The sequence below is a fragment of the Desulfosporosinus acidiphilus SJ4 genome (assembly GCF_000255115.2).
GTDB lineage: Bacteria > Bacillota > Desulfitobacteriia > Desulfitobacteriales > Desulfitobacteriaceae > Desulfosporosinus > Desulfosporosinus acidiphilus.
The window spans coordinates 2,023,917-2,047,102 of sequence record NC_018068.1 but is presented as its reverse complement, the minus strand read 5'-3'; the positions used below and the strand labels follow the sequence as shown (position 1 = coordinate 2,047,102).

General features: G+C 37.4%; 21 protein-coding genes. 7 read left to right on the top strand and 14 right to left on the bottom strand.

Going from position 1 to position 23,186, the window contains the following annotated elements; genetic code table 11:
* Window positions 1-439: 439 nt before the first annotated feature.
* Complete coding sequence (locus tag DESACI_RS23070) at window positions 440-4,477, bottom strand: SIR2 family protein (RefSeq protein WP_014826959.1); 4,038 nt, start codon at window positions 4,475-4,477, stop codon at window positions 440-442.
* 400 nt (window positions 4,478-4,877) lie between these two features.
* On the opposite strand from DESACI_RS23070, the gene DESACI_RS09430 reads away from it, so the two are divergent.
* Window positions 4,878-5,132, top strand: a complete 255-nt coding sequence (locus DESACI_RS09430) for a helix-turn-helix domain-containing protein (RefSeq protein WP_014826958.1) — start codon at window positions 4,878-4,880, stop codon at window positions 5,130-5,132.
* Entirely contained in the window at window positions 5,113-6,177 is a 1,065-nt protein-coding gene (locus DESACI_RS09425) for a tyrosine-type recombinase/integrase (RefSeq protein WP_014826957.1), read from the top strand. Before DESACI_RS09430 ends, DESACI_RS09425 begins: the two co-directional genes overlap by 20 nt.
* Before the next feature lie 808 nt (window positions 6,178-6,985).
* Here DESACI_RS09425 and DESACI_RS09415 read toward each other — a convergent pair.
* On the bottom strand, window positions 6,986-7,579 hold the full coding sequence (locus DESACI_RS09415; RefSeq protein ID WP_014826956.1) for a hypothetical protein: 594 nt from the start codon (window positions 7,577-7,579) through the stop codon (window positions 6,986-6,988).
* A gap of 304 nt (window positions 7,580-7,883) precedes the next feature.
* Window positions 7,884-8,078 (bottom strand): hypothetical protein, encoded by a 195-nt coding sequence (locus DESACI_RS09410; protein WP_041276027.1) that lies wholly within the window; start codon window positions 8,076-8,078, stop codon window positions 7,884-7,886.
* A 266-nt stretch (window positions 8,079-8,344) separates the two neighbouring features.
* Here DESACI_RS09410 and DESACI_RS09405 point away from each other — a divergent pair, with 266 nt between their 5' ends.
* Together DESACI_RS09405 and DESACI_RS09400 are read left to right on the top strand one after the other, a co-directional pair.
* Complete coding sequence (locus tag DESACI_RS09405; protein ID WP_014826955.1) at window positions 8,345-8,650, top strand: DUF3846 domain-containing protein; 306 nt, start codon at window positions 8,345-8,347, stop codon at window positions 8,648-8,650.
* Window positions 8,651-9,406: 756 nt separating this feature from the next.
* Window positions 9,407-10,501, top strand: coding sequence for a GerAB/ArcD/ProY family transporter (locus DESACI_RS09400; RefSeq protein ID WP_041276026.1), 1,095 nt, complete (start codon window positions 9,407-9,409; stop codon window positions 10,499-10,501).
* A 331-nt stretch (window positions 10,502-10,832) separates the two neighbouring features.
* Here the strand turns inward: DESACI_RS09400 and DESACI_RS09395 are convergent, their stop codons facing one another.
* The 9 genes from DESACI_RS09395 to DESACI_RS09350 all read right to left on the bottom strand — a co-directional run bounded on the left by DESACI_RS09395 (window position 10,833) and on the right by DESACI_RS09350 (window position 17,208).
* A complete protein-coding gene (locus tag DESACI_RS09395; RefSeq protein ID WP_014826953.1) occupies window positions 10,833-11,237 on the bottom strand; it encodes a PaaI family thioesterase in 405 nt (134 codons plus the stop codon).
* A gap of 53 nt (window positions 11,238-11,290) precedes the next feature.
* Window positions 11,291-11,743, bottom strand: a complete 453-nt coding sequence (locus tag DESACI_RS09390) for a DinB family protein (protein ID WP_014826952.1) — start codon at window positions 11,741-11,743, stop codon at window positions 11,291-11,293.
* Between the two features lie 176 nt (window positions 11,744-11,919).
* Window positions 11,920-12,495, bottom strand: a complete 576-nt coding sequence (locus DESACI_RS09385; RefSeq protein ID WP_014826951.1) for a flavodoxin family protein — start codon at window positions 12,493-12,495, stop codon at window positions 11,920-11,922.
* Window positions 12,496-13,112: 617 nt separating this feature from the next.
* Window positions 13,113-13,994: an AraC family transcriptional regulator gene (locus tag DESACI_RS09375; RefSeq protein WP_014826950.1), complete on the bottom strand. Its 882-nt coding sequence runs from the start codon at window positions 13,992-13,994 to the stop codon at window positions 13,113-13,115.
* Between the two features lie 808 nt (window positions 13,995-14,802).
* A complete protein-coding gene (locus DESACI_RS09370) occupies window positions 14,803-15,201 on the bottom strand; it encodes an SdpI family protein (protein ID WP_014826949.1) in 399 nt (132 codons plus the stop codon).
* Between the two features lie 60 nt (window positions 15,202-15,261).
* A complete protein-coding gene (locus tag DESACI_RS09365) occupies window positions 15,262-15,597 on the bottom strand; it encodes a hypothetical protein (RefSeq protein ID WP_014826948.1) in 336 nt (111 codons plus the stop codon).
* A 50-nt stretch (window positions 15,598-15,647) separates the two neighbouring features.
* Window positions 15,648-16,085 (bottom strand): hypothetical protein, encoded by a 438-nt coding sequence (locus DESACI_RS09360; protein ID WP_014826947.1) that lies wholly within the window; start codon window positions 16,083-16,085, stop codon window positions 15,648-15,650.
* Window positions 16,086-16,119: 34 nt separating this feature from the next.
* A complete protein-coding gene (locus tag DESACI_RS09355; RefSeq protein WP_014826946.1) occupies window positions 16,120-16,608 on the bottom strand; it encodes a hypothetical protein in 489 nt (162 codons plus the stop codon).
* Window positions 16,609-16,875: 267 nt separating this feature from the next.
* Entirely contained in the window at window positions 16,876-17,208 is a 333-nt protein-coding gene (locus tag DESACI_RS09350; RefSeq protein ID WP_014826945.1) for a hypothetical protein, read from the bottom strand.
* Window positions 17,209-17,756: 548 nt separating this feature from the next.
* Between DESACI_RS09350 and DESACI_RS09345 the strand changes: the two genes are divergently transcribed.
* Window positions 17,757-18,026 (top strand): hypothetical protein, encoded by a 270-nt coding sequence (locus DESACI_RS09345; RefSeq protein WP_014826944.1) that lies wholly within the window; start codon window positions 17,757-17,759, stop codon window positions 18,024-18,026.
* 205 nt (window positions 18,027-18,231) lie between these two features.
* Window positions 18,232-18,378, top strand: coding sequence for a hypothetical protein (locus DESACI_RS24775; RefSeq protein WP_014826943.1), 147 nt, complete (start codon window positions 18,232-18,234; stop codon window positions 18,376-18,378).
* 275 nt (window positions 18,379-18,653) lie between these two features.
* Here DESACI_RS24775 and DESACI_RS09340 read toward each other — a convergent pair whose 3' ends face one another.
* Window positions 18,654-19,895 (bottom strand): IS110 family RNA-guided transposase, encoded by a 1,242-nt coding sequence (locus DESACI_RS09340; RefSeq protein WP_014826601.1) that lies wholly within the window; start codon window positions 19,893-19,895, stop codon window positions 18,654-18,656.
* A gap of 1,289 nt (window positions 19,896-21,184) precedes the next feature.
* Between DESACI_RS09340 and DESACI_RS09335 the strand changes: the two genes are divergently transcribed.
* Entirely contained in the window at window positions 21,185-21,670 is a 486-nt protein-coding gene (locus DESACI_RS09335; RefSeq protein ID WP_014826942.1) for a peptidoglycan-binding domain-containing protein, read from the top strand.
* Between the two features lie 30 nt (window positions 21,671-21,700).
* Here the strand turns inward: DESACI_RS09335 and DESACI_RS09330 are convergent, their stop codons facing one another.
* Complete coding sequence (locus DESACI_RS09330) at window positions 21,701-23,176, bottom strand: amino acid permease (protein WP_014826941.1); 1,476 nt, start codon at window positions 23,174-23,176, stop codon at window positions 21,701-21,703.
* Window positions 23,177-23,186 lie beyond the last annotated feature (10 nt).

Here is a 23,186-nt window from a genome sequence, read left to right as displayed (position 1 = left end):
GTATATTTCTTTTGCGTCAAAGATTGAGCGAAAGAAAGTCGAAGCGATTTCTATATTCTTTTCAATAATGGTCAAATGGTTTATCCCTTGAATCAATTAAAGCTCTCCAATTTGCGTTGGATTTGTAGTTCATTCAGAATTACTCTATCCACATGTTAATTATACTCACACACCCCATCGCCTTCTGCCCTTCGATAACGCTTTCGGTCATATACCGGCATTAATGGATATTCCCAATATCAGGAAGGCTAGGTATGAGCAGGCCTATTGACGCACCTATGGTACGCAGGGGGTAACGACCAACCGGGGTAACTAAGTATGGATACACTATATAAAGCCATCAAACGTGACCTGCCTGAGTGCTGCATTTCGCAGCATATGTTAGCTAACTTAAATTTAAGCAACGTGCGCTTCTTGATTTGTAATGTATTAAGTGGAATTATCCTTGATTTATTTCTAAGAGAATTTCATTAATATCATAATTTGTGGGATACATTTTAGCTAACTCTTGAAGTTCTGAAATAGTTATGTTTGCATCTTTTTCATTTTGCAAACTAGACAAATTGAATAACCCTCTTGCTAAGGCTAGTACAACCTCATCGATATTGGGGTACTTTTGGAATAACACTTTAATTTCAGCAATTGTAATTAATGCATTCAATTCATTTTGTTTTGCCAATAAATTATTTAGGGCCCTTGCGAGCATTCCGATAACTTCCACAATATGTGAATATTTTTTAGCTAAGGCTCTTATCTCATTAACTGTAACTGTTCCGTCTACTTCATTTTGTTTATAACACATATTAAATAACCCATTTGCCAAGGCAACTATTATATTTTCATTGTCCGGATATTTAAAAGCCAACATTTTTATTTCTTCAATTGTATCTTTTGCACTTACCTCATTTTGCCTAGCTAATAAATTAACTAAGCCCTGTGCCAAATATACAACTACCTCCATGTTGTAGCTATAGGTAGCAACAAGTTTTCTAAGTTCGGCAATTGTCATAACTAACACCGTTTCGTTGTCTTCTTTATAAGACAAATTTAAAAGAGCATTTGCTAACGATTTAATAACCTCAATATTATTTGGGTACTTATTTTTCATAGATCTCAATGTGTTAATTGTTATAGTTAAGGCAGCTACATCCTGTTTAATAGACAGATTATTTAGTCCATAAATATAACTAACCAATATTTCCTGATTATCAGAGTACTCCTCTACCAATTCCTTCAACTCAGTTACGGTTATGGTTGCACCGGTTTCATCTTGTTTATTAGCGAGATTATTCAAAGTTTTTGCAAGACACTCTTTGATATTAACATTTTCCGGATATTCATGAGCTAAAAGCCTTAATTCCGTAGTGGTTGCAGCCACACCTTCTTCATCTTGCTTACGAGATTGATTAGCCAACCCGCTTGCAAAGCACTTAATGACTATTTTATTATCACAGTGTTCTTTTAACAATGCTTTTAGTTCAGCAATTGTTTCAGTAACCTTTGACTCATCTTGCTTAACAGACAAATTAAGTAAACCTCTCGCAAGTTCCCCGATAACTCCCTCAATGTTCGAATATTCATTTATCAAAGCTTTTAACTCATTAATTGTTGACATCGAGCCTGTTTCATCTTGTTTGATTACCAAATTTGCTAGCCCTTTTGCATATCCAACTATCACATCAATATTTTGGGGATACTTCTTAATTAGATCACCTAGTTCATTTACTGCCAATAACGCATCATTTTTATTTAGCAAAGTGGTCAAATTTAATAGGCCTTTTGAAAATTCCACCACAATCTCTGAAAGATAAGGATAGTTATTTGCTAATATTTTCAATTCACCTACAGTAGAAGATGCACCGATTTCATTCTGCTTTATAGACAAATTATTTAAACCTCTTGCAAGAGCTACTGCAAGCCATATAATATTGTCATATTCATTTAGTAATGCTCTTAATTCCGTCACAGTTGTATTCGCACCTGTTACATCTTGTTTTACCGATAAATTAACAAGTCCATTAGCATATGAGATCACAATATCGGCAATATCAGGGTATTTCTTTACTAATAGTCTCAGTTCAGCTACAGAAGCCATTGCACCTAATTCATCTTGCTTATCAGTTAAATTAGACAACCCATTTGCAAGCCTTTTAAGGAATATTGCATTATGTTTGTATCTTTTTGCCAGTGCTCTGAGTTTAACAATTACAGACTCTATGATACTCTTATCAGCTACTAAAGTTAAATGCACTAAAAATAGCGAAAATAACCCTTCTTGAAAGATATTGTTTTCCTCAAGGATTGGTTCAATCATTAATTTAATGAGGTCTTTTCTTTCGTGCATAATGTCAATGTAGTCAATAAATAATTTACTAAAGAATTGGAATGCTTCTACGGGTTTTTTCCAAGAATTATTTATAATATTTTCTACATTATTCTTCTTTTCTTTTAGTAATTCGCTAAGAACAAAATATTCGCCTATTAAATCGGGATTAATAGGTGTGAAAATATAATCATTAACATTATCTTTCCGAATCAAATTCGTATCTAGCAACATTTCCTCAGTGCTATCGTAATTTTCTGATTTACTACATAAAACCTGCCAATCATTATTGCAAAAATTTAACGCTTCTGTTTGAATATTTAATCCGCGCAATATTGTTGCCAATACTTTAATTCGAAGAAAGGCTTTTTTAAACTTTTGATCGTTTGATATAAAATTTAATTCATTTTGATATCGCTTAGTCTCTCTCTCAATAATATAATTTAAAACATCATTTCGTTTCCATTTTAATGGATTTTTGTTTTCTAAGAATGCATCAACTAAGAATAAAGCGTATAAAGGTCTGCTTAATTCTGGGTCAATATCCTGAAGTATCTTATACAATATACTTACCGAATAATCGGATAATGATTTGTTATAGTTCTTGGCAAAATCTAACATTATTCTTAGAATTGCTTTTGATTCCAAATTATTAAGAAATAAAAAATTTTTTTGGTAACAAGTATCGTCAATAGTTCGACTTGAAATTGTACCGTCTTTCATTAGATTTACCCAAGAAGAGTTAATAATATTAGTTCCGTCACGCTCAATTAGAATAATGCGTTTTACTATAGTGCTTGGAGTATTATACAAAACCTCGAACCACTTACCAATATCCTTGGCATAGGCATATACATAATCAAGAATAAACAATGTATTTTTATTAAGGTTTTCTGAAATTTTCTGCAATCCGTTAAAATCATACTGTTTTGGAATAATTACATCCCAATTCTTTGAGACTAATTCTTTTCGAACCTCATATGCTAATCTGCTTTTGCCGCTTCCCCCAGCACCTGTTATGGCCCACCATTTTACATAATGGTCACCTAAATCAGCAGTACAGAATTCAATTAACCTTTTTATTTCTTCTTCACGACCAAAAAAACCAACGGACTCAGCGGTATAAACAAATCGATTATCAACTTTATTGTGAATTTGATTTTCGTAATAAGTTAATCTTTGAAAGGCTGTTTTATTCATTCTTTCGAGTAATCCTTCAAGTATCATACGGACTGAACCATGTTGTCCTTTAGGATATAGAATAGCACGGATACCTTTGTTAGCCAGTTTACGCGATTTTTCTCTAATATTTTGAGCGTCAGAGTCAATAATTGCATAATTTACAAAACCATCTTCTAACGTTTTTTCAAGAACAGTCATGGTTCGATCGGTATTTAAGCTACAACCTAGAAATAACATACTTCTCTGTTTAAAGCATTTACTTAGTTCACGAACCAAATCGCCTGATGGATTATAATAATAATCGTAGCTTTCTTTAGTTAATACTAATTTGCCTACTTCTGATATGTCGCCATGAAACTTATATAGCGTTGTTTGATTTTGAGTTCTTAAAGCCCAATTAAGCATTTCATTATGCCCTGGGTGACCTATTGAATTAAATGGAATACCATTCAAATTATAGGTTTTTTCAAGAACTTGATCAAAATTGGTTGTTATAAGAAGACCTTTAAATAAAAATGGCAATAGATACACTGCTTGTTTGTGAAATTCTTGATTAAGAGTAATATCATTTAGTTTATTACTGCCAAAGGTCTGTTTAATATCATCAAAAAAATTAGCATTTCCACGTTCATATTTAAGAAGAGTAGCTGCTTCTTCGTATTTATATTCGTTGAGTAACTTAATGAAATACTCATCATTTTCAGGACTAGAAATCTTTTTAAAAATATCTTCAAGGAACTTGTGCCAATTCGGATAAACAAAAGCAGAAAGGCCAGCCCCTACAAAAGGTATAAGTGAATGAATATTCTCTAAAATAGAATCAAAAACTCCTTGATTATCTACGTTATAATTCATTAGTTCAGTAAATGTTAATTTTTTATCATGTACTAACATCATTCCACTTCCAATTATAAATGTTAATCTACTTGAGTTTGAGAAAATCACTAAAGTATATCCCCAAGCATTCAACATATTTCCAAATATTCCTTCTAATCGATCGTAAATTTATTTTTAAAAACAAATTCGCCAGACCATTCATAAAAATATGGAACAATATGGCGATTACTGTTTCTAATTTTCACAGCCTCAAGATGGTCCTACTTAGTTGTTACAAATTTAAACACTATTTCCGAAAACCGATAAGCTACTATTAATCATGTTAACGCTTTCAAACGAACGACCGTTTCAACGTGATGTGATTGCGGAAACATATATCTTGTCTCAACCAATAAACCGTCAATACTAGAATTAAATTTCACCATACTAGTCGCCCTTTTTCCAAAAGAACATATGAAATCAGCCAAATTAATAATTTCGCCAATCAATTTCTTGTTGGACAAAAACCACTATAAGTGAAAGGTGGTTTTTATAAATGACTATAAGTTTCTATACAGTGCCGGAAGTTGCTACCATGTTAAGGTCGAAAACGAATTACATTTACGATCTCATTAGTCAGGGCAAACTTAAAGCTATACGATTGTCTGAGAGAAGGACGCGAATATCATCAGATGCCTTAGCGGAATTTATTTCTAGTTCTGGTGAAAATGTCAATAATCTATCGTATAATATTAGCAAAGCTCAACCCCCGAAAAGGGGGCGTAAACCGAATGGCACAATTAAGAAATAGAGGAACTAACGTATGGCAAATTCAGATATATTTAAAGAAGGATGGTGAGGGTAAAAAACAATTTCATTACGAGACTTTCTATGGCTCGAAACCCCAGGCCAAACTTCATGCTAACAAACTGGAGTTAGATTTCAAAACTAAGGTCGGTTCATCTAAGACCACTATCCAATCCGTAGAGGACTTATTGATCACATGGCTACATGACATTCAAAAGCAAATTGAGAAAAGCACTTATGACCAATACAAACGTCACGCCGAAAAACTCAAAGATTTATTGGGGGATTTACAGTTATATACTGTGAATTCGGTAATAATTGCGGAACGTCTCAAAGAATTAGATGGTAGCGGCTTATCAGCGAGAACAATTAAAAATCACTACCGAACGCTCATGACGGCTTTGAATTGGGGAGCCGGGAAAAAGTATTTGTCTCGGGATGTTATGGTAGGCATAAAACCCCCAATGATCCAACATGTTTCCAGAAATGTACTTAAAAGTGATGAATTAAAACTTTTTATTCAAACCGCCAAACTTTACAAACATTATCTGCCTTTAAAAATTTTAGCTATAACCGGAATGAGAATTGGCGAATTAATGGGTCTAAAGTGGAAAAACCTTTCGCATGATGGAAAAATCAAGATTGTCGAAGCGGTCAATTCAAAATCAAGATATTTGAAGGCCACCAAAACCAAAAACAGCAAAAGAGAACTCCAACTTGATTCGGAAACAACCGAAGAACTTAGGGAATACAAAAAAGCAATGTCTCAAAATAACAAAGCTAATGATAATGATTTCGTCTTTCAAAGTGATAATGGCGACTTTCTGCCCTATGAGGCCCTGTACAAGACCAAGCAGGAGGTTTTAAAAAAGGCCGGACTCCATCACATTCGAATACATGATCTCCGGCATGGTGTAGGTTCCCTTATGCTAGATTCTGGTGCATCTATTACCACAGTGGCCGAACAACTTGGCCAAGTCCCAGCGACCACAGCGGGAATCTATAGCCATAGCCTAAGAAAAGGCGGAACCATCACTAGCCTGCTTTAAGGGTCAGTCATTCAGTCAAAAATTCAGTCCTATTTCATCCAAGCCCTGGTGCAGGCTCATCCCAGACAATCATGAAAGGTTCAAGTCCTCTCGACCGCACCACATCGCTTATAAACGTGATTTCCGTAAGGGAATCGCGTTTTTTGTTGTTCCATACACAAATCCACTAATCATCCGTATTTTAACGTATTATTTTCGTGGTCTAGTGCGTTTTTTTTACGAAGAAACACCTCATATCTCTTGAAACACCATTTTTCTACGGGTGCTGGATAGGATCTTCCGGTATTCCTCACCTGAGTATTTCGAATCTGCCTGTGCCCTACTTATCTCATTCTTGATCTCGGCATCTAAGTTCACAGCCCTGCATAATACTCTTTAGGAAACACTACCCAATGAGATTCTTCGGTCTCAAGATTTGTTTGCCACTTTTATATACAGTCTTTCGGTATTTGCCAAAATTCTATACACACTCCTAAATTTAGAATTGAACCGGAAAGAATTTACCAACTTTTTTACTTAGTGACCACACATATTACTCTGTGCTTCTGAATGATGAGTGGCCGGCAGAAAAGAATTTTATAGCATTGAAGGTTGCTTTATATCGGACCGTTTCTACACTTTCCTCAACGATCACGAACACATCATAATCGTTATCTACGTGCTCGATCCTTCGTAGCAGCACAGCAACATTCTTGTTGTTGCTACCGATGGTCTTGGCTTCCAATACATCTCCCACAAGGTATAACTTGGTATATACGATTCGTATTATTGTAAAAAAAGCGAACCCTTATGCTAAGAGAAGATATAATTATATAAATTTTGAAGCTCCATCTTCTTTATTGAGATTTACATCTGAGTATGTCGGTTGAACTGTATTTCTATTCGATTCCTTTATTTGTTCACTTGTTTTTTCTGTCGGTTTTAAATAATTGTTTTGAGGCGGGGGGTCAAACAGTGAATCGTGACCTAATTTAGCAGCTGAAAAAGTTGCAAGTAACCCAAAAACTATGTTACTAAAAACATAGGACAGATTACTTGCCGCATCTCTTGGCTTCATCTTATTCCAGGGGGCAAGATTTGGGATAGCCGTAGCAATTGCTCCAAAGATAATACCCGATGTAATACCTTTAGAAACAAGTTTATCGCGTCCGTTTTGCGACATACGGTTGATAATGTAATTGGCCCCAAGAATGCTCACAGCGGAGTTCATTATTACGCCAAGAACCTGACCCCTTAAATTTTTCGCTTCGCTCTTAGATACGAAGACCCCTGCGGCAGCTTGTCTAAATGACCTTTTAGATATTTTTGCTTTTTGAGAGATTCCATCAGTAAGCATCAATCCAGCAAGTCCAATCATTCCTGAAACAATTGAAAGGGTATCTCTATCCTTTATTTTTTTCATGTTGTGTTATTACCTCCCCCTCTTTAAATTTATTATGCTTATATAGAATTTACTTTTATTCAGCTAATATGACAGGAAGTAATTGGCTGATTTTACATTGTTAATTTTCTGGCTCTATGCATTGTCCATAATTATCCCTCCATATTGTTTACGGTTCATAAAATTTTTAATTACCTTTCCGTGACATGGTTTGCTGTATATCTCTATCAGCAAGCATCTTTTGGTAGCACATCTGCTGATACTTTGTTTTTTAACCTTCTGATTCGTAATTTAATCAAGCGATATTTGAAACTCCATCAGAAAATTATTTTACTTCGTAATAAAAACCTTTATCACTCCAGTTAAAACACCCTTCTTCTATTATCAATGTTTCTTCATTATGCCCCCAAGGGATTAAATAACCATCGTGAGTGCTGCTTTTTAGTTCTTTAGTTTGTTGTTGAATATCATCCAACAAATCTTTAATGCTTGCTAGTTCATATAAATTCGTAGGTTTCACTACACCAAAAAGATTACCATCTGGATACTTAAACAGAAATAATTAATTCATTATGAGGCTCCTTTTACCACTAAAGTATCGTCAATAGGAAAGAAGGTGATTTAGCCTTGCTTGCTTCTTTACTTTTTCTTTTGCAACCACGCACGCTGCGAAATTATGTAGGCTATCTTCTCTCTCATAACCCATCCTCTTAGAATTTTATATTGGAATTATACTTTATTTGATGTAGTATTAAATATCACGCAATAAAAATGGAGGTAATAGGAATGAGAGTGTTGTTCAGAGAACCACTGAATCAGCCTTTGCAATTGAAGGAGATAGAAGGCACTTTTGAAGACTTTCAGGAGTTAGTTGGAGATTTGATAGAGATAGTCCCGTTAACAGACGATATAGTGTGCTTATGTAATGATGAAGCGGAAATGCTAGGACTGAAAAAGAACTTTTTCGATGACCGACAAGGTTGGATCTTTGGGGCTTGTGTTTTTACTGCAACTAAGAACCGGGAATTCACTTCTCTTTCAGATAAACAAATTGGATACATCTCAGAGTATATCGGCTTTCCTGTTGTCTAGTTGTTAACTATACTCTTTATTCTGGCAGGAATTAAAAGACCAGGGGATGTTGCAAAATGCATAAGCGCCCCCCATTAAACAAGACCTTGCATAAATTGTGGTTAAAATCACCCATTTATATGCGGGGTTTTATTTATAAAAACGTATAAATACTCATTATGCAACAGTTCCTTTTATTAACTTTTAAGTCCTAATTGAATCGTTAATCTGACGTCTTACAGTTTTAGGAATAGCTCTCGGCGGACATAAGGAAGTCTTGAGGATATGGATGGTACACCTAGATTCCCTCCTGTTTCCTATCTATGATCCACATTATGGTAATTGAATTTTGTCTCGCGCAAGACCCTAAATTTATAAGGCAATAGAAAAAGCGTCCCTTTCGGAACGCTTTCTTTATATAATTAAGCTCATTATCTTCTTTCCGTAGACCCTTAAGAAGAAGCTCTTGGTATTAAATCAATGGAAAGAACTCCATAAAACAAAATCATAAAATTTAGCGGCCTGATAGGGCTGCTAAATTTTATCGCGAACAGATTTCTATTGGGTATAATCTACTTGTATTCGGACAAAAATACGCTTAACTCTTAAGAAGAGGGGCGTTCACCCTCAGGCTGATACACCCTTGCGTTCTTGAGCATTATTAGTTACTAGAAGTACATAGACAGGTAATAGCCATCCTCTATTAGTTTAATTGATCAAATATATTTCGCCGTTATATTTTCCTTTTAGCACTGCAGATCAAGGAAAAAGGTGACTATGGAAAGAATCTCGACACATCAATTCTGGTCCTTAGGGGCTGCTGTACTCATGGGAGGAAGTTTTATCCTTTTAGCAAACTTTGTTACAGTAGCAAGTGGGCGGGACAGCTGGATGGTTATTTTACCGACATTTGTCATGGCGATTCCTTACGGCCTAATGGTACTTTCACTTTCATCGCAATATCCGAATACAAATTTGTTGCAGATTTCAGAAAAGCTCTTTGGTAAATGGATAGGCAAAATTATAGGAATTTTATATATTTTAGTCTGCGGTTACTATAGCGGTTTATCGTTAGGCGCGATAGGGCTCACTTATGAGCAATCGATTATGCCGTTAACACCTCGTTGGGTGTTCAATCTAGGTGGTCTTCTTATTGCTTTCTACATAGTAAACTCTGGTATTGAGACATTTGCGCGCTTTTCCGAAGTTATCTTCCCTGTAATTATAATTTCACAAATTCTGAATATTGGTCTTGCTATACCGAGGATTGAACAAGGAGAACTTTTGCCCTTTTTAAGCGATGGATTAAAACCCCTTTTTTGGGGGGCTCTAAGAGTAATCCAATTCCCAATGGAATATATCCTCTTCTTAGCGGGACTGCTTACCTTTCTGCCAAACGGTAAGCAAGAGCAAGCCCAAATGAAAACCGGAGTTTGGCGAGCTGTTTTCATGGTAGGAATTTTAGAAACTCTTATAGTGTTGATCCAAATTCTTGTTTTTGGTCCAGAAGAAACTAATCGTCTAGCATTTGGCATACTTACACTCGGGAAAATGGTGGAATTAAGCAAGACGATTTCGGGTGTTGAATCTATGTTTATGGGGGTCTGGCTTGGAGCCTTAATTATAAAATCTTGTGCTTTTATCTTTATGACGACTTGGGGCATCGAAACCGTATTTAACGTAAAGGGGTTTAAATGGAGACTTGCAGTGAGTGCTGTTGCTTTGGGAATCGCTTTATGGTTTACGGAAGGAGCTACCTTAACTGCAGAACTGTTTTTTGTAGAAAATAAGCTAATGTTTCCTTTTGCGTTCGTTTGGATACCCTTCCTTTGGGGATTTTCGCTATGGAAGATGAGGGCCAATTTTAATTAATTAAAGGAATGGAAAAATTGAGGATAGTTTCGAACCAATTTATAATATTTACAGCTATTCAGAGACTCCGATTTCGAGTATATTTGATACAAAGCCCAAGCGAGAGATAGATCTGCAGACTTACAAAAAAAATCCCCTCTCTAGGAGGGGGAAAGTAGATATATGGCTGTATTGACATTCGTAATGATAATACTTACTGATAGAAAAGACAAATAACATCTTTTGAAGTTAACTATAAAAAATATTTATACAACAAAGCCCGCCTCCGATTAAGGAGATGGGCCCATTCCAAGGCTCCCGAACCTTCATTAACATACCGCGTAATTTCAGGTTAATCTATAGGAAGCTCATCTTTCTTTCTATATACCATGCCGGTAAACCGGGCAATGATTTTCTCATCTTCATCGAATATTTCTACGTTATAACTTGCGATTTTCTTATTAATAAAGACTTCTTTCGCTATGGCAGTAATTATTTTACCTTGGGGTGGTTGAAAATAGGATATATTTGCATTAATTCCTAAAGAGACTTGTCCATGAGAATTTGATGCCGCTGCGAACGCAAAATCTGCTAAGGTGAAAATCACCCCTCCTTGAACAATATTTACAGCATTTAGATGATCATCTGTAATTTCCAGGCGAGCGATTGCATAACCAGGTTTAACCTCAACAAGTTTAATCCCAACAAATGCTGCGAATCTGTCTTTGTCCAAGTAATTCATTATATCATTACTCATAACATCCTCCCATTTTCGATAGATTGTCAACCTAATAAAGTTCTCTACGGAAATTAAAGGTCTGAAGTACCAAAGATTTGAATCAGATGATGGTCCATATGCCTCATATAATCTTGAATAAGCTCCAAAAACGTAAAGACCTTATTATTGCCGAAATCGCAAAGATACGATAATTTCTCTTCCGGAATCTTTGAGATTACGTTAATAATTTGTAGGTTTACAGCAGTCCAAAACGTTACAATGTCACCAGTCTGTGTATTGAGATAGTCATGAACTATTACCCAATCATTTTGCTTATAGGGTACAACAACAAACGGTTGCTCTTCAAACTGCATCCTGACAAACCTATGGTGGTTGTTTGTGGCAGAATCGCACAAATGCCCGAGGATTTCTTTCTTTGACCACTTGCCGTTTGGCTTTGCCATCAATTCAACTTCTGAAAACTGATTTATCTTACTCGGAAGAACTTCGCTTAAGTAATTTAATCTTTCGATAATCTTCTTCATTCTCTTTACTCCTCACTTACATAATTTCATGTTTTAAATATTCGCGATGGAAAGTATTAAACGGAATTCAATGCTGCCACCTTATATAAAGGCGTAACACTGACGGATACGTGGCATTCCTTATTACGACTGAGGATGCTAAACCTATTATCCTATGGAACAAATTAGCATTTTACTTAGCTATTTGCAAAGGGCTCATTCGCGAGCCATCGGCCCATGTGCCGGGCTTCTTCTAGTAATTCGGTCTGATTGGTCAAATCCTCGTGCTGTCGAGTCCCACCGGCTATAAGGATTTTATACGATCCAAAACCAAGGAATAAAAGGTTATTCCCTACATGCTCAAAATAGTGCCGGAATAAGTCTGTATCAGGCCTTCCCTGGGTTGCCGCGAGCAGAACCTTTTTTCCGGGCTCGAGACTGGTGGTATAACCAGGACGGAGGAACGGCAGCAACCTATCAACCGCCGTCTTTAATTGTGCAGACATCTGCCACATATAGACTGGAGTCGCGAAGATAATCCCATCGGCACTGGCTATCTCATCAAATATTTCCCGCATGTCGTCCTGCTGTATGCATTGTCCTTTGTCCGTGCAAGCGCGGCACCCCTGACAGCTATTTATATTCATGCCGTTCAGATAATAAGACTTAACCTCAGCTCCCAGGTCAGCAGCCTCTTTACTAACCACATCAGCCAGAGCTGCCGTACACCCATGTTCATGGGGACTTCCGTTAAGGATAACAACTTTTTTCATAAAATATTTTCACCCCTCTGATGTAAATATTATAAGGTAATTTAATAAATAATTTCCCGTTGGCGGAAATTCTTCTATAGTCCCCTTAATCCCCAGATATGTATATTCTAAATTTAAATGTTATAGTTTGACAATAATTGCTTGCGAAAAAGGTTCTAATATTTTACACCTTGCGGAGTTAAAAGAATCTTAAACAGATACATAACACTACAGATAATTAATAGTCCAAAAAAAACATTGACCCACAAAGAAATAACAAGTGGTCAATGACCGTTATATCCCAATGTGAACTTAGGTTTTAAACCACGCAAAATCGTCGTGCCAGATATACCCATAATAGCCGAACTGGTCTTCTTCCCAATCTGGTATAGGGCCTCAAACCATTCCAAACAAATGCCAGGCGACCCACATCCTTGAATGCAGAGGAATTTAAGTTCATGAAAGATAATGAAGAAGTACTTTTTGACGATTAGTCTGCACCTTTTCTCCTGCCACATAATGAAAGAATTGACAAGGAAAACACTCATACCAATGTAAAAATCCCCATCGCTTGCGTGGATGAGGATTTTTACATAATGGTCATTACAATTGGGAATTATGATACATCATATTTCATGTTAATTATTATTACTTTTTAGAATCGGTACCCATATTTCAGTTCTAATGGGCGATTGGGTCACATCTTTTTGCTCTGTCCATAAGATTGTTGGTCCTTCTGCATGTTCATAGTTTGAAGAAGGAAACCATTCGGCATAAATGCGGCCCCAAACATTTTGTAATGTATCGGGAAATGGTCCTACCGACTCAAATACAGCCCAAGTTGAAGCAGAAACTTCGAGTTGAGCAAGGTTTTCCGGACATTCCCTTGTCGTTGCCACTCCTAAATAATGATCAAGCTCTCCCTTTTCTTCCTTGCGTTCTTCTGAAAAGTTTACAGATGCGTTGATTAACCCCAAGGGCTCTATATCGGAAAGTTCGATAAGTTTACGAATCAATTCTTTGTTAAGACTTTGCCACATAGAGGCAATTTCCGGATTGACTCCATTAAAAATGACGGGAACTCTTTTCTTGATACCAATTATACGAAAAGCCTCTTTTTCTACGATTCGATAGTTCATCTCATTTCCTCCTTTAATGGACAATTGAAAGGTCATTCTGGGATATGCTTTTAGTAGTTGACCATTAAGCTTCGCTTCTGATGGAGTTATTCCATGCAAGCTTTGAAACGCTCTCGTAAATGAATCTGGCGAGTTGTATCCGTATTTAATCGCCACATCGATGACTCTAAGATTGCTGTTTTTGAGTTCAAAGGCCGCAAGTGTAAGCCGTCTGCGGCGAATATACTCTGAAAGCGTGATACCTGCAAGGAAAGAAAACATTCTTTGAAAATGATATTCTGAGCAAAAAGCCAATCTTGCTGCTTCATTAAAATCAATTTCATTCGTTAGGTTTTCTTCAATGTAATTTAGTGCGTCATTCATCCTTTTTAAGGAATTCATGCCATGACCTCCTCTCATCAATAGAATATCAGGAGTTATAATTATCTATCCGACTTTTTCTGCACGATTATGTTGGATTACCTTATTAGGTAATGAGAATTCATCAAGTAAAGGATTAATCTAGAAATGCCGCCCACAATGAGGCGGCATCATCTATTCTGAAGGGTTAAAAACGGAAGAAAGTGTATTATGCATTCCCATAAGGTTCTTCATAGAATCGAGGCATTCTTTTTATCACCTTAAAATTAATAAAATCATTCGCAAATATATGGAGTGCGGATCTAGGATCTTTGGATCGCATAAATTCTTGCGTCTTGTAATTCCAAACTATTTCTGTCTATTTCGTTTGTAATTGATTCTCTTCTATTCCTGTGGTTAAACACTCATTGGATGCCCCGACAGGAACAAATAGGTTCTTCACGTCTATTAACTCATATCGAAGTTTACCTTACTCATGGAGAAGTTATAGCTATTAGCGCCTTCGCCGCCCCAGGGCCCAGATTCAGTATACCATTTCCTCATTTTTGATCCATCTTTATTGTCCTATATTATTTTCAAGTAACATTAATAATATGGCGGTAATAAAATAGAAAGCTACAAAAATTAAAAAAATAGCAATCTCCTTCTTAATCCTACCTAAATACTTACATCTAACCACTTTCAAAACAAGAATTATAGGTAACGAAAAATAAACAAGTACGATGACACTAAAGAATTAAAGCTTTAAACATCGAAAATCACAAACTCCTGAGTATTCTTTCGGAACTATTTTCAGCTTTTGTTAAAACCCGATAAGATTAAGAAAAAGTCACGCCCTTGGAATTATGCTGTTTTTTCTATTACCATGTTCATCAAAATTACTTTTCAAAGCCATCTCCGTAGGAACTATTGAACCAACGATGAAAACGGTTTGGATACTGCAAAGTATCAAACTTAACACACCTATACTATTGTCGGTTTTCCCAATTACAAATAACATGACTAGTGCAGATGGAATAAGCATGATGCTACCTATTATTATCCATACCTTTCCGCAATAATGATGTGCAAACTCCCAAGTATCCTTGTTTTTCATAGACATAGAAGTTCTGTACCCAAAAACAGAGTTGATTTCTTTGGGCACATTTTTAATAAAATATTTTCCCATCCCAATCATTGTAAAGGGAATTAGTAAATTCATAACCAGCATAAAAATCCAAAAACCCAATATTATAACCCCTTTTAAATATCAATTAGTTATGACTGGAGCCTTAATTGATTATCTATTTTAAGGACCGCTATTAGCCGAAGAGACATACCAGCCCTTATCCGACTTCGTTATATCAAAAAAGTATATGTTTAACCCATCGCCTCTGCCATCATGACCCCCAAGCCAATTGTATTTACACTCCACCGTCACTACATAGCGAATGACGTTCGAGCCAATAGACGATTCCTTCGTTTCCTCTAATAGTCGATAATAATTTGTGCGGGAGTCTAAGAAAGCATTGATTGCCTTTTCCGGTGTAACTCCATATGGAGTTCGATAAACATAAGTAATCCCAAGAACTATAAGACAAATACAAAGAATTAAGACGCTAGATTGAATTCTTTTACAAACCATATCCTCAAAAACTTCCTTGTTACTTTCAGAAAATCCTACACTCGTTTCTGTTAGTTGAACACATTGTCTTCATCTAAAGGTTTACGAATTAAGGATGATAATATGACAAAGCCACATACAATCCCACTAATATCAAGACTTCTTGGGTCTGTTAATATTAAAAGATACCAAGCATAATTTATAAGAGATATATGAAATAACCAAGTCAATATAATATTTATATTTAAAAGAAATGTCGGGACGCCAACCGGAAGAAGCATCGGCCAATCAATACGCCATTTCCCTTTTTGTCGTATACGCCCAATTAAACCGGGCACTGCGAAAACCATTCCAAGCACTATTGGATATAAGGCCATAAAAACATATAAAGGATATGGGTAAAATGTTCTTCTGGCTTGAGCTCTTAAGCTCTGACCCAATAAAAATCCCCAGTACACAATGACTCCGACGACTAGAGTATAAAATAGATAGCCCATGAATCTTTTCACAAGAACCCTCCCTTTCATGTGACGTGTTTGACTATTAATCTGTCAAGAGATAATTTACATATTTTTTAGGAGTTCCGTATGAGTTGCCGACTTCTCTAGTTTTCGATTGATATGTCGTGGCTTCTATTTGCGCCTTTGTGTACTCGCCACTAGGAATATTAATATAATATCCGGTATCACTGGGATACCCAAATAAATAGGCAACCGGCTTGTCATCTTTGACAAACAAAATGTTATTAATTCCTTCGTTCAATGCCTGGATCAATTTAGGGTATTTAAATCCAATTTGTTTTTCCATTTCATCCCGCGGTAGATAGGGCAGAAAAACATACATTTTATCATAGTCGAATGTAATTAAATTTTTTACATTTCCCTTCTCAGAATATGTATTTTGAGATAAAATACGTTCCAAATTTCTGGTATTCCTACTTACCAAGGAATTGTATTCTACAATTTTTACGGATAATACTGATATTACGATGATGGCAGCTATTAACCCAAGCCACCTCAGAACTCTTTTCAAATTTATTCCACCTTATTTTGAATACTAATGTCTCCGACTGACTGCTAAGATGCCATAAATTACCTTGATCTAAAATTCAACAAATTCCTAAATATTCCTTCCCTAAATACTGATATCCGAAAATATTAATCCGGAAGTCAAAAATGCGGCATTCATAATACCCAATTCCAAAACTCAACCTATTTTAATCCGTTCATACTTATGGAAGCCCTGTAGTTGTCCATCATTTTCGTATTATAGGAATTTAGATTGAATTAGGCTGATCTCCTAATAGAAATATTCCGGAAGAAAGTTCTCAGGCAGAACCTTGTAACTGAGTACAATTTCATTATTATGGGGTTCTCTTGTTATTAGAAAACGATAAATATTAAGGTCAATATTGTACTCCTCGTCTGCTTGGACAATTAATAACGAACAATGGCTGTTATTTAAAAAGAAGGTCATTAAAATGGATATAACTGCTTCAGCAAATCCGACCGTATTCTCTAAGTTGGGGAAAAAATATATTCGTTTTGCAGATAAAGTTTCCAGTTCTAGATGAGCAGGCATTAATTCCTTGATTAGCTCTGTTAAATCATCACGTTCCCAACGGACTATCACACTCTATTCCCCCCCAGCAGTCGAAAAAGCAACTAGGGATTCTATTGACTGTTTGCATTTTCTGTTTATTTTGTATTTGTTTATCTTAATGCAATATATACTAATTTATGTTTAATCAATGCCATTTGTCCTTTATGAGTTCATACAGCCTTTTCACCAACGAAAAACTCCCGCACAGCCGTAGCCGCCGGGAGTTTTTCGTTGGTGAAAAGTTTTTTTATTGTATTCATTCGTTTGAAATGCCTAATCCCAATCTAGCTTGAAAAGGATTGCCTGTTGCTAGCGGTAATAACTTCTTTGTTCACCACCGAAACGCGTAGGATAAAATGTGACCAACTGAGGGAAATAACTTATAAAGAATGTGAATCTTGATTATTGAAGTAAATCTTCGGGTATACTAGACTTTGATTTTATTCAATTGCAGTATTGATTGCAGTGTAGTCATAACATTTAGACAACTTTAACTGACAGGTGTTTCTTTATTTATGTCGAATTTAGATATTTGTTAGGGCAAATTAGATTCTTGGATTTATTAAGGAGTTGTTGGAATGAGTTATCAAATCACTGGTGCTGTTGTTAACGAGCAGGGTCTTAAATTCGCTATTGTTGTGGTCAACCATGATGTCGTTCAAAATATCAGCGAAAACGAAAAAGCGCTGGATGCTTATCGTTATCTTTTCCCTGATATGCCGATCATCCTATTAGGTCATGATTGGCAAGGAAAATCAGCTTATTACGGTCAGAAAGATCTTGTGGATTTTCTAGCCCAGATAGATCCTCAACGGATTCCCTGGAGACGTTATGTGATTGCTGACTAATCAGATCGTAATATTACCCTTGCAAATAACCAAAGGCGTTGTCATTTCACTAAAGTGACAACGCCTTTCTTTAATGATTAGGCATGCAAAAGTGGGAATGCAGCGAGGTGCCAACAGGTTTTGCTATTGGAAGAAATTAACGTCTTAAGTGTAATCTCTTTTGCAGAAGATAAGATTAGAGTTTGATGCAAAAGGAGAATGGAACATGGCAACATTAGGAAAAAGCAACAATACAAATTTTCTACCCAAAAAGAATACACCTCAACCAGGAATTATTACACCAAAAACAAAAGGAATATCCAAAAAAACGGATATTCCCACTAATGAGAATACAGACCCTAGTCATGATTAATCATCAACTCTTACAGGACAGCTAATTGTCCTGTATTTTATTTTTAACATTCTAGGACATGCTGAATAGACTATATCAAACATCACTTCTCAATTTCAATATGACTGTTTGCATCACTGAAAAAGTCCTTCGGTAATATGTCAAGACCCTAAGTGAGTCAATTTTTCAGTAAGTTAGTTATCCGTTGGCAAAAAAGGCAATAAAAAACCCTCTTATTCCCAAAATGAAATGGAAACAAGTTACAAAAATGGGACTTCAATTCTCGTAGTTCATGCTTAGTTTGCAATCCCCCTATTGCCATGTGGCATATAGATTTGGTTGCTGCGTAGCAGAGCATCAACCATACGGACGAGTTTGCGTGCAGTAAGCACGAGAGCACGGCGATGATGGTGAGTCTTACTTTCCGAGAATTTACGTTGGTAGAAGGCTTTGTACTCTGGTTCCTTTTGGCGTACTAGGTTAGCAGCCTGGATGATATAACTTCGCAAGTAGGTGTTGCCGGTTCGAGTTAAGGGCGTGTCATCGGCTGTAAAATCACCGGACTGGTGAGAACGCCAGGTTAGCCCAATAAACTTTGCTAAGGCTCCTTCATTCGGAAAACGGCGGATGTCTCCAATCTCAGCAATAATACCAGCTGAAAGCACAGGGCCAATACCGGGAATGGTAATGAGCGTATTAGGGAAATGCCTGATTTCAGCTTCGATCGCCTTATCGATTTTCTTGACCTGTTTCTCTAAAGTGTGGATGGTTTCGATGCTCGTGGCTAGGATAAGGTTAATGGGTTGCAATAGGCTTCCACGTAGTCGATGGGCCTTGCGAGCGGCTTCCTTCAACTCTCTGGCTTTGGCTTCCGGATCCTCGAAATGACTTCTTCCTTTCTCCATGAGGAAATCAATCAGTTCATCAAGCGGTCGAGCCGCAACCTCTTCTGGAGAAAAAAACTCAAGTGTCAAGGATTCAGAAGTAACGCTGAAAGTATTACTAAAAACCGTACCTTGGGCAAGAGTGCTAAACTTTAAGAACAAGTTCGTGAGGAAATAATTCTTCTCTCTGGAGATCATCTCGATCAGATGACAACGAAAGCGAGTGAGTCGCTGTAACGGTAAGTAGCGGAAATCGACCTGAGAGCCCTCCGGGAGCCGGCCGAAGCGTAAACGTTCGGCAATGACCCAGGCATCAATCCAGTCGTTCTTCGGAAGGTCCACATAAGCCTTTTTGAAATTAGCAACGACCTTGGGGTTAAAGGAATAAATTTGGGGCTGTAAAGGTGCTAAACAATGGTCTTCCGCTAAGAACATTTGTAACGGCCAACTGTACACGGAAGTGGCCTCTAAACCAATAACCAGCCGGTCCTCATTCTCTTTATTACAGGCTTCAGAGAGATATCGGGCAACTTGCTCACAACCAGGCTGATCATTCAAAACCCTTAGCCTTTTAACTGGTTCATTACCACGCTCATCTAAGATTCGCACTTTAAAATCACTGGAACTCACATCTATACCGACAAATAAACTCAAGTAAAATCACCTCACTTTCCGAGTCGAAGAATTTGTAAGATTAACGTTGGGACCAGGCACCACAACAGGTCAACAACCTCGCCGAATCAGCACTTGTCTTAAAAAGACCTCGGATCCAACCGATCTGCTACCATCGGAGGGGTTCCCTTTAAGCTGTGCAACCTTCGAGTTAAAAGTTCAAATTGTGGGCTGGCAGTCAGACTTAATAAGAGGTCATAGCCTCAAGGAGTGAAAGGCCTTACCAGAACGAACCTCACGGTATCATTTTGCCTGAAACCCCAACAAACTTAAATACTTTTTTGTTGTCAAAGAACGACTTAAGGAATCATTACTCAGGTATTCCTTATCCTGAGCCTGTGGACAGTGCCAGCCTATGGAAAAGCCCTTATGGGTCTATCTTAAAAGAGCTTTCCCTCAGGCTTTGGACAAGTCGAATTTGAAGTGTGCTTTGGGGTTGACTTGTCCACACTGCCCACAGGCACGACGACTGCATGGGGTATGCGTTATTCTGCGCGCATCTTGTTGATGATGACCAACCAACTGAATTTCCAGTTTTCTTTGGTCATTTAAATACCCCACGTTCCATTAGTTTTTTGGACTCGTGGGGCAGGAACTAAATTAATTATACGAGGAGTGAACTGGATGATTATTACGGCATTGTTCGTTATTATTTTTTTATTGTCGATCACTATTCAGGAAATCCGCAGACTCCGCAGGCTTCTCCAACCAGCCGCTAATTCCGTACCATTTATAACTTTAACTGCCTAGGTGTCACCGCCTGAGCTTCTTTAATGGTAAAAATATTAGATCCCCAAAATAGATAAGATCTCCGCGTCCGGAGATCTTATTGCGCAATGTCCCATAGCCTTTGTTTTTTTGTCTATAGGACAAAATTAACGTATTAATATTAGATTGTCACTTTCCATCGGATATTTTCGGAAATAGAAAAAACGCTCCTTTGGGAACGCCACTGTTCTCAATTGGTAAAAAATACAGTAGCATTATAACACGGTATATGGTACATGTAAACATTCGCTTTTTAAATCGTCAAACTAGCTCTAAATAGCCCATCTTAGCACCCTCTTTAATGGTAAAATATGTAATATAAATACAATGATGCTTCTTAAAAAGAAACAAAGTACGATCGTTTCTTCAAAATTGTAAAAAACATGGAAATTAACACTTCCTCCTCTTTAACACAGATCTTCAACAGTACATACAATGTAAAGAAAACTTAATAAGCGCGAAGGCGCAGACGATTGCCTAGTTAAAAAAAGGAGGGGTTGATTTTGGATCAACGCCATGGTCAACATTATTTTCCGCATTATTCTTCTTGTCCCATTCTAAAAGAAGGATCTACAGGCCCTGAAGTTCTTAAATTGCAAGAGCTCTTAATGGCCAATGGTTACCCTCCAGGGAGTTTGGATGGTATCTTTGGCCCGATAACAAAATCGGCAGTATTAGCTTTTCAAGCCCAGAACAATTTAGTTCAAGACGGAGTCGTCGGTAAGCATACGTGGAACGCTTTAGGGATTCATTGCGGTTCCGTACCGGTTGACCATTGTCCAACCCTGTATGAAAGGAATACCGGACCGGCAGTCATAGAACTTCAAGAGATTCTAAAACGCAAAGGATTCTACCCGGGTATGGTTGATGGAGTTTTTGGACCCATAACTAAAACTGCTGTTCTGTCTTTTCAAGAAAACATGGGATTAGTTCAAGACGGAATCGTCGGCAGAAAAACGTGGAACGCTCTAGGAGTACATTGTATATAAGAAAATGGATTTCTTTCAACTAAAAGGAGGTTAAGTCTTAGGACACCTCTTTTTTTCTTGGAGAATTTCTGACGTATCTTTATCTTTTTGCATTAATTCCTCTGAGAACTCTGTAGAGAATCCTCTCTGATAGTGTTTAATGGGCATGCCCTGAACTTTTAATGATCTATTGTCTGCATTCTTACTTCGGACTAATTTCATCACCCAATAGGCAAGAGAATACAAGAAAACCATAACTACACCGGTTACCAGACCGGAGCTTTGTCCCGGGATAAAGGGCATACTAATAAATACTAAAATCATGCTTATGAGTGTAAACCAGGATGTGTACGGATACCCAGGCATCTGACATTTCCCATCAGGAGGGCATCCCTTCTTCCGCCGAAAACGAATATGACAGGCCATAATGACAGCATAGGTAAACAAAAGCGCAAAACCACCTGAAGTAATCAAAACGAGATAAACACTTGGAAACAAGTGGCCAAAACCTAAGCCCAGAAGCATTGCAAAACCGGAAACTATAATTCCGCGATGCGGAACATCAGTATTATCCTCTAACCACTTTGGGGCATGTCCTTCATAAGTTAAAGCCCTAATCATGCGTCCTAATCCGAAAACAGCGGCTAACATTGCCGAAAGGCTTGCAGAAATCAATACACCATTTAGAACGCTGCCGGCCCACAGTATTCCTTGGCGATTAAGAGACATAACCATCGGGCTCACATTATCACTTAGCTGAGCGGTAGGAACCAAGGGCATGAGAACAGCAGCATAGAGAATGTATAACCCAACGAGAGACAAGACAGTATAAGCAATTGCTTTAGGGATTGTCTTGAGTGGATTCGCAGCCTCTGAAGCAGCCAAACCAATAATTTCAAAACCGGCATAGGCAAAAATGACGATTAACATACTTCCGGCAATTCCTTGTATGCCTCCGGGCATTAAAGGTTCGCGGACCAATTCTCCGGCTCCGATTGAACGCATACCCGGAACGATTCCAATGATCAGAGCAATCCCCAGAATGATAAAAAAAACAATCGCCAATAATTTTATAGAAGAGAGACCGCTTTCAAGCTTACTCAGACGGTGTGATCCTAAGAGATTTAGAAGTGTGACTCCGATAATAATGATAGTTCCCGAGAGTCCTAGAGGAATATGTGGAAACCATTGGCGCAGAAGAATCGGGATTGCTGTGGCCTCACTGGACATAGAAAAAATTGTGCCTGTCCAGTAGACCCATCCTACAACAAACCCTGTTCCTTCGCCCAGTTCATCGGCTGCGAAAGTGCTGAAAGAGCCCCCGTATGGATCAGCGACCGTCATTTCAGATAATGCAAAGAGTATGAAATAAACTAAAACTCCTGCCAAAATAAAGGATACTAAAATTGAAGGCCCCGCTGCATTCATGGCCACCGACGTACCCAAAAAAAACGATCCTCCGATAACACTTCCTAAAGCCATCATAGTAAGATGTCCTGCAGACAGACCCTTATGTTTATTCTCCATTATGTTCTCC

What these genes read in the sequence shown, in the direction of transcription:
- DESACI_RS09425 (WP_014826957.1), top strand. Translation starts at nt 5,113, where the DNA reads ATGGCACAATTAAGAAATAGAGGAACTAACGTATGGCAAATTCAGATA.
- DESACI_RS09400 (WP_041276026.1), top strand. Translation starts at nt 9,407, where the DNA reads ATGGAAAGAATCTCGACACATCAATTCTGGTCCTTAGGGGCTGCTGTA.
- DESACI_RS09365 (WP_014826948.1), bottom strand. Translation starts at nt 15,597, where the DNA reads ATGGTTTGTAAAAGAATTCAATCTAGCGTCTTAATTCTTTGTATTTGT.
- DESACI_RS09390 (WP_014826952.1), bottom strand. Translation starts at nt 11,743, where the DNA reads ATGAAGAAGATTATCGAAAGATTAAATTACTTAAGCGAAGTTCTTCCG.
- DESACI_RS09345 (WP_014826944.1), top strand. Translation starts at nt 17,757, where the DNA reads ATGAGTTATCAAATCACTGGTGCTGTTGTTAACGAGCAGGGTCTTAAA.
- DESACI_RS09330 (WP_014826941.1), bottom strand. Translation starts at nt 23,176, where the DNA reads ATGGAGAATAAACATAAGGGTCTGTCTGCAGGACATCTTACTATGATG.
- DESACI_RS09405 (WP_014826955.1), top strand. Translation starts at nt 8,345, where the DNA reads ATGAGAGTGTTGTTCAGAGAACCACTGAATCAGCCTTTGCAATTGAAG.
- DESACI_RS09430 (WP_014826958.1), top strand. Translation starts at nt 4,878, where the DNA reads ATGACTATAAGTTTCTATACAGTGCCGGAAGTTGCTACCATGTTAAGG.
- DESACI_RS09395 (WP_014826953.1), bottom strand. Translation starts at nt 11,237, where the DNA reads ATGAGTAATGATATAATGAATTACTTGGACAAAGACAGATTCGCAGCA.
- DESACI_RS23070 (WP_014826959.1), bottom strand. Translation starts at nt 4,477, where the DNA reads ATGTTGAATGCTTGGGGATATACTTTAGTGATTTTCTCAAACTCAAGT.
- DESACI_RS09375 (WP_014826950.1), bottom strand. Translation starts at nt 13,994, where the DNA reads ATGAATTCCTTAAAAAGGATGAATGACGCACTAAATTACATTGAAGAA.
- DESACI_RS09385 (WP_014826951.1), bottom strand. Translation starts at nt 12,495, where the DNA reads ATGAAAAAAGTTGTTATCCTTAACGGAAGTCCCCATGAACATGGGTGT.
- DESACI_RS24775 (WP_014826943.1), top strand. Translation starts at nt 18,232, where the DNA reads ATGGCAACATTAGGAAAAAGCAACAATACAAATTTTCTACCCAAAAAG.
- DESACI_RS09415 (WP_014826956.1), bottom strand. Translation starts at nt 7,579, where the DNA reads ATGAAAAAAATAAAGGATAGAGATACCCTTTCAATTGTTTCAGGAATG.